9 protein-coding genes, 1 tRNA gene and 1 riboswitch are annotated in these 10,752 nt (G+C 72.4%); of the genes, 3 read left to right on the top strand and 7 right to left on the bottom strand.

Going from position 1 to position 10,752, the window contains the following annotated elements; all coding sequences use genetic code 11:
* Nucleotides 1-146: 146 nt before the first annotated feature.
* Together ACZ4WV_RS25900 and ACZ4WV_RS25895 are read right to left on the bottom strand one after the other, a co-directional pair.
* Complete coding sequence (locus ACZ4WV_RS25900; protein ID WP_465750643.1) at nt 147-710, bottom strand: EF-hand domain-containing protein; 564 nt, start codon at nt 708-710, stop codon at nt 147-149.
* A gap of 180 nt (nt 711-890) precedes the next feature.
* Complete coding sequence (locus ACZ4WV_RS25895; RefSeq protein WP_465750641.1) at nt 891-1,316, bottom strand: cytidine/deoxycytidylate deaminase family protein; 426 nt, start codon at nt 1,314-1,316, stop codon at nt 891-893.
* Nucleotides 1,317-1,623: 307 nt separating this feature from the next.
* A riboswitch (ZMP/ZTP riboswitch) is annotated at nt 1,624-1,720 on the top strand.
* A gap of 20 nt (nt 1,721-1,740) precedes the next feature.
* Between ACZ4WV_RS25895 and ACZ4WV_RS25890 the strand changes: the two genes are divergently transcribed.
* Nucleotides 1,741-3,207, top strand: coding sequence for a glycine hydroxymethyltransferase (locus ACZ4WV_RS25890; protein WP_465750639.1), 1,467 nt, complete (start codon nt 1,741-1,743; stop codon nt 3,205-3,207).
* A 55-nt stretch (nt 3,208-3,262) separates the two neighbouring features.
* On the opposite strand, the gene ACZ4WV_RS25885 is transcribed toward ACZ4WV_RS25890, so the two are convergent.
* Both ACZ4WV_RS25885 and ACZ4WV_RS25880 read right to left on the bottom strand, forming a co-directional pair.
* Nucleotides 3,263-4,690 carry an aldehyde dehydrogenase family protein gene (locus ACZ4WV_RS25885; RefSeq protein WP_465750637.1) on the bottom strand — a complete coding sequence of 476 codons (1,428 nt, stop codon included), beginning with the start codon at nt 4,688-4,690 and terminating at the stop codon, nt 3,263-3,265.
* 140 nt (nt 4,691-4,830) lie between these two features.
* Nucleotides 4,831-5,295: a DUF6624 domain-containing protein gene (locus ACZ4WV_RS25880; protein ID WP_465750660.1), complete on the bottom strand. Its 465-nt coding sequence runs from the start codon at nt 5,293-5,295 to the stop codon at nt 4,831-4,833.
* Nucleotides 5,296-5,744: 449 nt separating this feature from the next.
* On the opposite strand from ACZ4WV_RS25880, the gene ACZ4WV_RS25875 reads away from it, so the two are divergent.
* On the top strand, nt 5,745-6,752 hold the full coding sequence (locus ACZ4WV_RS25875) for a class I SAM-dependent methyltransferase (protein WP_465750635.1): 1,008 nt from the start codon (nt 5,745-5,747) through the stop codon (nt 6,750-6,752).
* Nucleotides 6,753-6,922: 170 nt separating this feature from the next.
* On the opposite strand, the gene ACZ4WV_RS25870 is transcribed toward ACZ4WV_RS25875, so the two are convergent.
* Nucleotides 6,923-8,587 carry an APC family permease gene (locus ACZ4WV_RS25870; protein ID WP_465750633.1) on the bottom strand — a complete coding sequence of 555 codons (1,665 nt, stop codon included), beginning with the start codon at nt 8,585-8,587 and terminating at the stop codon, nt 6,923-6,925.
* A gap of 348 nt (nt 8,588-8,935) precedes the next feature.
* A tRNA-Leu gene (locus ACZ4WV_RS25865) sits at nt 8,936-9,020 on the bottom strand.
* Between the two features lie 360 nt (nt 9,021-9,380).
* On the opposite strand from ACZ4WV_RS25865, the gene ACZ4WV_RS25860 reads away from it, so the two are divergent.
* Nucleotides 9,381-9,917, top strand: a complete 537-nt coding sequence (locus ACZ4WV_RS25860; RefSeq protein ID WP_465750631.1) for an ATP-binding protein — start codon at nt 9,381-9,383, stop codon at nt 9,915-9,917.
* A 152-nt stretch (nt 9,918-10,069) separates the two neighbouring features.
* On the opposite strand, the gene idi is transcribed toward ACZ4WV_RS25860, so the two are convergent.
* Nucleotides 10,070-10,723, bottom strand: coding sequence for an isopentenyl-diphosphate Delta-isomerase (gene idi, locus ACZ4WV_RS25855; RefSeq protein WP_465750629.1), 654 nt, complete (start codon nt 10,721-10,723; stop codon nt 10,070-10,072).
* Nucleotides 10,724-10,752: the final 29 nt, after the last annotated feature.

Genomic DNA, 10,752 nt, shown 5'->3' with positions numbered 1-10,752 from the left:
CCCCCCCCCCCCCCCCCCCCCCCCCCCCCCCCCCCCCCCCCCCCCCCCCCCCCCCCCCCCCCCCCCCCCCCCCCCCCCCCCCCCCCCCCCCCACGACGGGGGATCGAGGGACCGGTCGGGGAGCGGGCCCAGTCGGTGCCCGCGGATCAGAGCGCGTACGGCGGCTTGCCCGTCCACCAGTTGCCCGGGGCCTCCGGGTCGCGGCTGGTCCAGTACTCGATGATCGCGTTGGTGAACTCGTCGGCCGACAGCGTCCCGTCCCCGTCGAGGTCGAGGTGGCGGAAGGCCTCGTCGGCGTCGTCCCGGCTGAGACCGGCGAAGTGGCCGCGCTGGAAGACGAAGAACTCACCGGCGTCCACCGTCCCGCTGCGGTCGGGGTCGGCCACGGCGAGGAAGGCTTCGGCGAGCGTGCCCAGGATCTCCCGGGCGGCCTCCGGGTCGTCGGCGAGCGAGCTGGTCGAGGCGACGAACTGCTGGCGGGTGATCGCCTCCGTCCCGGCGGGCTTTCCGGCGAGGTGCAGGTCGTGCCAGATGGTCAGGTAGGCGCGGACGATGAGGGCCTCGGCCTCCGAACCCTCCTGGTGGCCGAGCGAGCGGGCCACCGAGTGGCCCATCAGCACGTGGTCGCGTTCGGTGAGCAGGCCGTCCCCGTCGGCGTCGAGCTGGTCGAAGCCGTGGTTGATCTTCGCGGTGAGCAGGTCGTCCGACACAGAGCCCCTCCGATGGGGATTTCCGCGGCTCAAAAGGACCGCGCAGGCGATGTCGCGTCGCCAGCACGCTAACGCCTTGAGCCGCGCTCGCGCAGCCGAACGACGGCCGAATGGCAGGGCCCGCCGCCCCGCCGTCCCGCCGCACCGCCTCCCGCCGTCAGGCCGCCGCGCCGTCCCGGCTCAGCCGGTCTCCTGGTCGGCCCGGAGGTACGCCACCGGCAGCAGCTCCGGCACCGGCAGGGCGGTCAGCCGGCCGTTCCGCTCGACGATGACCCGCGCCCCCGGGAAGTAGTCCAGCAGCACCTGGCGGCAGCGCCCGCACGGCGGCACCACCCCGCGCCCCTTGTCGGCGAAGGCCACCACCGTGGTCAGCTCGTAGGCCCCCTGCCCGGCCGCCGCCCCGATGAGCACCAGCTCCGCGCACGGGCCGCCGGTGAAGTGGTAGACGTTCAGGGCCGTGAAGATCCGCCCGTCGGCGTTGCGTCCGGCCGCCGCGATGGTGTGGTTGTCGCCCCGCGAGTACCGCTCGGCCACCGCCCGGGCCGCCGCGACCAGTTCCCGGTCGACCCCGGGCTGATCGCCCGCCGCATGATCGATGTCGGACATCTCCGCCAGTCCTCCCAGGTCGAACCGCATCACACCGGACCGCACCGGACCGCACTGCATCACACCGGATCGCACCGGATCGGGTCAGGCCCGACCTGACACGCTTCGATCATGACCGTCCCGCCCGGCATCGTGCCACCCCCCACACGGGCCGGACGGACCCTGGGGCACCCCGACCCGACCGCCCGCCCCGGACACCCGGCCCGACCGCCCGCACCACCCAACACCCCACCCCGAACACCCGCCCCGGGCTCGCGGTACCGCATGCTGAGACCCCCGCGGCAGTCCCCGCCGGGTTGGTACGATCCCGGTGGACCGCGACTGGCGCGTACGGATGGAATCGACCATCGGGAAGCGGTCCCGTGAATCCTCACGTCGAGTTGCCGAGCGCCTGGGCCCCCCGCATCGCCGTCAGGAGACCGCCATGGCCCAGCCCGCGCAGACGCCCCACACCGCCGCCGTTCCCGCGGCCGACACCGCCTTCCGCAGCGCCCTGGACGTCGTGGCCGGCGTCGAACCGCGGATCGCCGCCGCCATCGGCCGGGAACTGGAGGACCAGCGCGCCTCCCTCAAGCTGATCGCCAGTGAGAACTACGCCTCCCCGGCCGTCCTGCTCGCCATGGGCAACTGGCTCAGCGACAAGTACGCCGAGGGCACCGTCGGCCGCCGCTTCTACGCCGGCTGCCGCAACGTGGACACCGTCGAGGCCATCGCCGCCGAGCACGCCCGCGAGCTGTTCGGCGCCCAACACGCCTACGTGCAGCCGCACTCCGGCATCGACGCCAACCTCACCGCTTTCTGGGCCGTCCTCTCCCAGCGGGTCGAGAGCCCCGCCCTGGAGCGGGCGCAGGTGCGCAACGTCAACGACCTCACCGATCAGGACTGGGCCCGGCTGCGCCAGGAGCTCGGCAACCAGCGCATGCTGGGCATGTCCCTGGACACCGGCGGTCACCTCACGCACGGCTTCCGGCCCAACATCTCGGGCAAGATGTTCGAGCAGCGCAGCTACGGCACCGACCCGGCCACCGGCCTGATCGACTACGACGCGCTGCGCGAGACCGCCCGCGAGTTCCGCCCGCTGATCATCGTGGCCGGCTACTCGGCCTACCCGCGACTGGTCGACTTCGCCCGGATGCGCGAGATCGCGGACGAGGTCGGCGCGACCCTGATGGTCGACATGGCGCACTTCGCCGGCCTGGTCGCCGGCAGGGTGCTCACCGGCGACCACGACCCGGTGCCGCACGCCCACATCGTCACCACGACCACCCACAAGTCCCTGCGCGGCCCGCGCGGCGGCATGGTGCTGAGCAACGCCGAGCTGGCCGAACACGTCGACCGCGGCTGCCCGTTGGTGCTCGGCGGCCCGCTGTCGCACGTGATGGCCGCCAAGGCCGTCGCCCTCGCCGAGGCCCGCCGCCCGGAGTTCCGCGCCTACGCTCGCGCGGTGGTGGACAACGCCCAGGCCCTCGCCGACGGCCTGCTGCGCCGCGGCGGCACGCTGGTCACCGGCGGCACCGACAACCACCTGGTGCTCGCCGACGTCTCCGGCTACGGGCTGACGGGTCGTCAGGCGGAGGCCGCGCTGCTCGACTCGGGCATCGTCACCAACCGCAACTCCGTTCCGCTGGACCCGAACGGCGCCTGGTACACCTCGGGCGTGCGCCTGGGCACCCCGGCCCTGACCACCCGTGGCCTGGGCGCCGCCGAGATGGACGAGATCGCCGCTCTGATCGACACCGTCCTGCGCGCCACCTCCCCCGCCGCCGGCGCCAACGGCAGCCCCTCCAAGGCGCATTACACCCTCGACGAGTCCCTGCGCGACGGCATCGCCAAGCGCGCCGCCGACCTGCTCGCGCCCTTCCCGCTCTACCCGGGCGTTGACCTGGTCTGACTCCGACCGGGCGGGGGCTGTCCGGCACCGGCCCGACAGCCTCCGCCCGACTCCGCTAGTACTGCAGGGACTTGTACTGGAGGAACTCCTCCAGGCCGTGCCGGCCCAGCTCGCGCCCGAGGCCGGAGCTCTTGTAACCGCCGAACGGGGCCAGCGGGTTGAACCGGCCACCGTTCAGGTCGACCTGGCCGGTGTCGAGACGACGGGCGAAGGCGGCGGCGGTGTCGGTGTCCGCTGCCCAGACGCCGCCCGCCAGGCCGTAGACGGTGCCGTTGGCGATCTCGGCGGCGTGGTCCTCGTCCCGGTACGGGAGAATCGACAGCACCGGGCCGAAGACCTCCTCCTGGGCCACCGCCATCTCCGGGGTGACATCGGCCAGCACGGTCGGCCGGACGTAGAAGCCGACCGGCAGCTCGGGCAGCGGCTCGGGGCCGCCGACCACCAGTCGGGCGCCCTCGGCGAGCGCGCCGTCCAGGTAGCCGCGCACCCGGTCCAGCTGCTTCGCGTTGACCAGCGGGCCGATCCGGGTCTGCGGATCGGCCGGGTCGCCCGGGACGTACTTCTCGGCGGCCTTGGCGGCGATCGCGACGGCCTCCTCGTACTGGTCCCGGTGCACCAACAGCCGGGTCCAGGCGCTGCAGGTCTGGCCCGAGTTGGCGAAGACGTTGGCGACGTTCACACTGACCGCACGGGCCAGGTCGGCGCCCGGCAGCACCACGTTGGCGGACTTGCCGCCCAGCTCCAGCGCGACCCGCTTCAGCCCGCGCCCGGCCGCCTCGGCGACCTGCCGACCGACCGCGGTGGATCCGGTGAACGACACCACGTCCACCTCCGGGTGGGCGGCGAGCGCCGCGCCCGCCGCCGCACCGGTACCGGTCACCAGGTTGAACACTCCCGCCGGGAAGCCGGCTTCGTCCACCAGCCGGGCGAACAGTCGGGCCACCAGCGGGGTGTCCTCGGCCGGCTTGAGGACCACCGGGCAGCCGGCCGCCAGCGCCGGGACGACCTTCGCGGTGATCTGGTGCAGCGGGTAGTTCCACGGCGTGATGGCCGCGACCACGCCGGCCGGCTCGGCGAGCACCACCGAGTTGCCGATCCGCTCCTCGAAGGGGTGCTCGGCCAGCAGGGTCAGGTAGGAGGTGGCCACGGTCAGCGGCAGACCGGCGTGCACGGCCCCGGCGAAGCCGACCGGGGCGCCCAGCTCGGCGACCACCGTCGAGGTGATCTCCGCCTGGGCGGCGGCGATCCCGTCCCGCAGCCGGGTCAGCAGCGTCAGCCGGTCCTCGCGGGTGGTGGCACCCCAGCTCCGGGCCGCCCGGCGGGCCGCCGACACCGCGGCGTCGACGTCGCTCGCCCCGCCCGCCGGTACGGTGGCGAGCACCTGCTCGGTCGCCGGGTTCAGCACGGCGATCGACCCGGCGTCCCCGGAGGGCCGCCAGGCGCCGTCGATGTACTGGTCGCCGTACTCCGCGTACTCCTGCACGGATCGTCCTCTCGACTGGTCAGCGGCTTCGACGAACAGCGCGGGTCGCAGGACCACCGCTGGTCGACGTTCAGTCAAGGTGGCCCAACGGCCGCACGCAAGAGCCGATCCCGCCGGATGTACCCGCATGTACCCGCCGGTCACTTCGGGGCGAACCGCGCGGTGTACTCGTCGAACGGCTCGATCCCGACCGCCGCGCGGCGCTCGTCCAGCCGCTCCGGGTCCTCGCACGGCCACGGCACCGGACGGCCGTCGGCCACCGCGCCGATCTGCGTGCCGTAGCGCTGCTCGCGTCCCTCGTTGACGGCCAGCCGATCCTCCAGGAACGCCAAGTCCCGGGCGCTCGCCGCGCCACGCGCCACGGCCTCGGTCATCAGGGCCACGGCCCTTCGCTGGGCGTCGAGTTGGCGGTCGGCGTGCTGGGCGACCAGCCAGGCCGCCCGGGCCGCCTCGGCGCCGACACTCCGCTCGGTCGGCCAGCCGTGCTCGGTCATGATCTCAGCCAGCCGGTCCCCGTGCCGGGCGGTGAGCCGGCGCCAGGGCGCCTGCTCGGCCAGGTCGGCACTGTTCGCCAGCCGGGCGTGGGCGCCGTCCTGCGCCATCATCGCCGTCAACTCCGCTGCCAGGCACAGGTCCTGGGCACCTGACTCGCCCCGCTGTGCTTCCGTCACGTCGATCCGCTCCTCGCCTCCGGGCCCTCCGGACGGGCCGCCCGCCACCACCGTAGGCGCGGAAACCGCGACGAAGATCATTCCCGAGGCGGGTGACAGCACGCAGTCGACGGGACACAATGGAGGTACGCCAGTCGCCGCGCCGTGTTCATCTCCGGCCGCGAATCGACAGGTCCGCCGGCACGTCTGTCCGGGAGCCTGCCCGGGCCGGTGGAGCCGCTGTGGATTGCAGCGAACTCGGCGGTGGTGCCTACTGTCGTTGGGGGCCGACTCGCGCACGGCCGGGCGGTGCAGGTGCATTCCCGCAGGGCGGGCGGGTAGCCGCTACCGCACCGAGACGTGGGCCGGATTCCGAAGGTCACCCTTACCCCGAGGAGCAACCCGTGACCGACACAGCGTTGAAGGGCGAGTCGCAGCAGCCCGTCGAACCGGCCGTGTTGGAGGACGTTCCGGGGTGGTTCTGGGACCACGACCGGCACTCCTTCGACTGGTTCCTGGGACACCAGGAGAAGACGGGCGTCACCGGCGACCTCCTGGAGATGGGCGCCTACCTCGGCCGCAGTGCGATCGTGATCGGCGAGCACCTCCAGCCGGGCGAGACGTTCACCGTCTGTGACCTCTTCGACTCGGACGCGCCCGACGAGGAGAACTCCGAGGAGATGACCACCTCCTACCGCAGGACGCTCAGCCGCGCGGCCTTCGAGGCCAACTACCTGGCCTTCCACGACGAACTGCCGCAGATCATCCAGGCGCCGACCTCCGTCCTCGCGGGCGGGCGGATCCCGGCCGGGGCGTACCGCTTCGTCCACATCGACGCCTCGCACCTCTACGAGCACGTGGTGGCCGACCTCCAGGTGGCCCGGACCGCGCTGCAGCCCCAGGGCGTCGTGGTGCTGGACGACTACCGCTCCCAGCACACCCCGGGCGTGGCCGCCGCGACCTGGGAGGCGGTGTTCAACCGCGGCCTCAACCCGATCATGCTTACCGAGTGCAAGTTCTACGGCACCTGGGGCGACCCGGAGCCGTTCCAGCGCGAGCTGCTCGACCGGGTGGGCCTTGCGGCCGGCTGCCACCTGACCGCCGAGACCCTCAACGGGCAGCAGCTGCTGCGGATGGCCGGCAACTCGGCGGGCATCCGGCCGTTCCGAGGCTCCCGCCACCAGGCGCGACTGGCCGCCGAGGCCGCCGAACGCTCGGCGCAGGAGCCCGGACGGGACATCCGGAGCGGCCAGAACGAGGCCGCCCTCGACCTCGCCGCCCGCCGCGCCCGCGCCGCCGAGGCGCGCCGCCCGCTCAACGTCGCCAAGCGCGCCGCCCGGGACCTCCTCCCGCCGGTGCTCACCTCCGCCATCCGCCGCGCCCGGCGGGCCCGCTGCGCCCGCCGAGGTTGACAGATGACAGCGGACAGATAACAAATTTCAACATCTGTTATCTGTTAGCTGAAGTCTGTTATCTGTCCGCTGTCATCTGGGCGCTGTCACCCGAACGCCACCCCACTCCCGCCACCCAACGCCGAAGGGCCGGTCGGAAAACCCGACCGGCCCTTCGATCCCCTGTGAGCTCAGGCCCGCGAAGGCTCCGTGGCCCCGCCGACCTCCGCCGCGCCGGACGATGCCGCGGCCTCCTCGGCCGCCAGCTCCTGGCGGACCGCGTCCAGCGAGGGGTTGTTCCAGGCGCTGGCGACGCCCCAGTAGTAGAAGGCCAGACCGATCGCGGCGACGACCAGCAGGTCCCAGCCCTCGGGCAGGTAGCCCTGGCCGCCGAAGTCGGTGCTGCCGGCCCAGGAGATCCCGGCCATCACGAACAGGTAGGCGACCATCCAGGCGCCCGCCTTGAGGTGCGGCTTCAGCTCGGCGAACGGCTTGCGCAGCTCGTACCAGGCCCAGATCGGCAGGCCGGCGGCCATCAGCAGGATGACCTTGCCGGTGAGCGGCCAGCGGGCCCAGTAGAGGACCAGCGAGCCGAAGACCATGGCGACCGGCGCGATCACCGGCATGGCCCGCAGCCGGACCGGCCGCTTCAGGTCCGGGGCGAGGCGGCGCAGCGCCATCACGGCGACCGGGCCGGTGATGTACGAGATCACCGTGGCCACCGAGACGATCTCGGCCAGCGAGCCCCAGCCGCGGAAGACCGCGAGGAACAGGAAGGCCACCACCAGGTTCAGCACCAGCGCCGGGCGCGGGATGCCGGTCTTGGCGTCGACCTTGCCGAAGACCTTGGGCAGGTGGCCGTTCTCCTGCACACCGTGGATCATGCGCGAGGTGGTGGCGGCGTAGATCATGCCGGTGCCGGACGGCGAGATGAAGGCGTCCGCGTACAGCAGCATGGCGAGCCAGTTCAGGCCCCAGGCGATCGCCAGGTCGGCCAGCGGTGAGGTGTAGGCGAGGCTGCTCCAGCCCTTGGACAGGTCACCGGTCGGGACGGCGCCGAGGAAGGCGATCTGCAGCGCGACGTAGATCACCAGGGCGATCAGGATCGAGCCGATGACGGCCTTCGGCAGCGACTTACCGGGGTCGCGGGCCTCGCCGGCCAGGTTGAGCGGCGACTGGAAGCCGTTGAAGGCCCAGACGATGCCGGAGACCGCCACGGCGGTGAAGACCGCGCTCCAGCCGTTCGGCGCGAAGCCGCCGTGGTCGGTGAAGTGGGCGGAGTCGAAGTGCGCGAGGAGCAGCGCGCCGGCGGTGAGCGTCGGCACGACGACCTTGAAGACGGTGATCGCCGTGTTGGTCTTGGCGAACAGCGTGATCGCGAACCAGTTGAGGGCGAAGTAGACGAGCAGCAGGACGCTGGCGAGCGCCACGCCGCTGACGCTGAGTTCCTTGCCGTCGTATAGCCCCTTGGCCCAGCCGAAGTGCCAGGAGCTCATGTACTGCACCGAGGCGGTGGCCTCGCCGGGGATGACCGAGACGATGGCGATCCAGTTGGCCCAGGCGGCCAGGTAGCCGGCCAGCGAGCCGTGCGAGTACTGGCCGTACCGGACCATGCCGCCGGCCTTGGGGAACATCGAGCCCAGCTCGCTGTACGTGAGGGCGATGGTCAGCGCCACGGCGGCGCCGATCATCCAGGCCAGGATCGAGGCGGGGCCGGCCAGCTTGGCCGCCCGTTCCGCACCGAACAGCCAGCCGGATCCGATGATCGACCCCAGCCCGACCGCGGTCAGGCTGATGGTGCCGAGCGATCGGCGGTAGTTCTGATGTGATGCCGTCGACGATTCGGGCTCACTCAACGTATCGGTCCTCTCGCTCGGGGTTCATCGGGTGGTGTCGGAGCTTTTACGGTTTTGCGTCGGTATTCCGGACAAACCCCAGAAGCCTATGGTCCGAAATGGGGCGTTTACCTCAGGGGAAGCTCAAACCGCCCCGATCGTTGCCATCTCGTGTCCGGTTTCCGGACTCGGTGATCCGCGCAGCGAGACCTGCGCCACACGCGAGGGGACGCGGCAAGGGGCGCGGCGCGGGCGTGGCAAGAGGCGGGCGGGGAACGGCGGGTGGCCGACGGCCGGCGGATCACCGGCCGAGCCGGGAAAAGGGAATTCCCCGTGGGTTCCTTTCGGATCCCACGGGGAATTCGGCTGTGTCCGAGGGGGGACTTGAACCCCCACGCCCGATAAAGGGCACTAGCACCTCAAGCTAGCGCGTCTGCCATTCCGCCACCCGGACGGGGTGTGTGTGCTCCGGGGGCTTTTCGGCTCGCCCCCTCGGCGACAGAGAGAACATTACCAGGGTTCTGGAGTGCTTCTCACCTGCGTTTCCTCGGCCTCAGGCCTACGTGCGCCCCACCGGCCGCCGTCCATCCCGTGGCCGGTGGGGGCGTCCGGCGGGCGGGACTGGCCGGGGTGGCTGGGACGGCTCGCCGGAGCGCTCGAACGCCGGCCGAAGCGGTGGCGAGCGCGAAGCGAACGCTCAGGTTGAGTGACGCAAGCGATCGGCATCGGTCCGAATCGATCCGACACGGGCAAGTTGTCGCCGGTGCCACGTCCGTGCCGACCGCTCTCCTAGCCTCTGGGGACCGAGGGCGCCATGAGCGGATCGCCTGATTCCCGGGTCGCGGACGAAGGGCGGCTGAACGTGGAGCAGATCAGCGGAACGACGGAGGCGGAGCCGAGACGCGGCAGCCACGACGGCCCCGTCGAGGGCGTCTGGCGCTTTCGGGTGCCCGCCGAGGAGGCCTCGGTGCCGCGGACCCGTCACGCGGTACGGGACCGGCTGCTGGCCCAGGGCATGGCGGGCGTCCGGTACCAGGAGCTGGTGGACGACCTGCTGCTGATCGTTTCCGAGCTGGTCAGCAACGCGGTGACGCATGCCGCCGAGCTGTCACCCGAGGTGACCACCGAGCTGTCGGTGCGGCGAGGGTGGGTGCGGGTGTCCGTCGAGGACGGCGACCCGTACCGGCCGAAGGCGCTGGAGACCGACACCGGCCGCACCGGCGGGCGCGGCCTGCTGCTGGTGAAGAGCGTGACCCTGCAGGCCGGCGGGGTGTGCGACGTCGAACGCACCGGCGAGGGCGGCAAGGTCATCTGGGCGTCGCTGCCCGTGCCCCCGGAGTCAGAGCGCTGACGGGCGCGCCGGAGGGGTCACGGCCGCCGGCCCGGCACCCGGCGGGAGTGCTCGCCGGAACGGAATCCGCGGCACTCAGCGCCGCGCGCCCCGCAGCACCGGCAGGACCGGCGCGGGCAGCACCGGCAGCACCGGCACGGGCAGCACCGGCACTACCAGTCCCGCCCGGCGATCTCCCGGATCCCCGGCAGCGCCGCCTCGAAGACCGTCTCGAACCACACCGAGAAGGGCCGCTCCGCCCGCAGCTCCCGCAGTTCCTGCGCGGTCACGAAGGCGTGGTCGTCCACCTCGTCCGGGTTGGCCTCGACCGGCGCGGTGACCAGACCCACGAACAGGTGGTTCCATTCCCGCTCGATGAGTCCGGAGGCCTCGTCCGGCAGGTCGTAGCGGACCGTCCCCGCCTCGCAGAGCAGCGCCGGTGCGACGCCCAGTTCCTCGGCGGTGCGCCGGGCGGCGGCGACGAACGGCGGCTCGTCCGGGTACGGGTGCCCGCAGCAGGTGTTCGACCAGACGCCGGGGGAGTGGTACTTGCCGAGGGCGCGGCGCTGCAGCAGCATCCGGCCCTGGCGGTCGAAGAGGAACACCGAGAAGGCCCGGTGCAGCCGGCCCGGCTGCTGGTGGGCCCAGAGCTTCTCGGCGGTGCCGATCGTGACGCCCTCGTCGTCGACCAGTTCCAGCAGGATCTCGGCGCCCGAGGGGGCGGTGGACAGGCCCCGTGGGTCGGCCGTCACGTCTGTCTCCACGTCGAGACCGGAGTCGATCTCGGCGTCGAAGTGGGTCGGTTCGGTCGGCAGACTCTGGGGCATGAGGCCTCTTTCGGGAGCGGAAGCAACGG

It is taken from the genome of Kitasatospora sp. NPDC029312 (assembly GCF_055569215.1).
The sequence above is the reverse complement of the archived record's forward strand: the minus strand, read 5'-3'. Positions and strand labels throughout refer to the sequence as shown.

Bases quoted from the DNA above. Each gene is read 5' to 3' on its own strand.
- ACZ4WV_RS25895 (WP_465750641.1), bottom strand. From the start codon at position 1,316: ATGTCCGACATCGATCATGCGGCGGGCGATCAGCCCGGGGTCGACCGG.
- ACZ4WV_RS25890 (WP_465750639.1), top strand. From the start codon at position 1,741: ATGGCCCAGCCCGCGCAGACGCCCCACACCGCCGCCGTTCCCGCGGCC.
- ACZ4WV_RS25880 (WP_465750660.1), bottom strand. From the start codon at position 5,295: ATGATGGCGCAGGACGGCGCCCACGCCCGGCTGGCGAACAGTGCCGAC.
- ACZ4WV_RS25860 (WP_465750631.1), top strand. From the start codon at position 9,381: ATGAGCGGATCGCCTGATTCCCGGGTCGCGGACGAAGGGCGGCTGAAC.
- idi (WP_465750629.1), bottom strand. From the start codon at position 10,723: ATGCCCCAGAGTCTGCCGACCGAACCGACCCACTTCGACGCCGAGATC.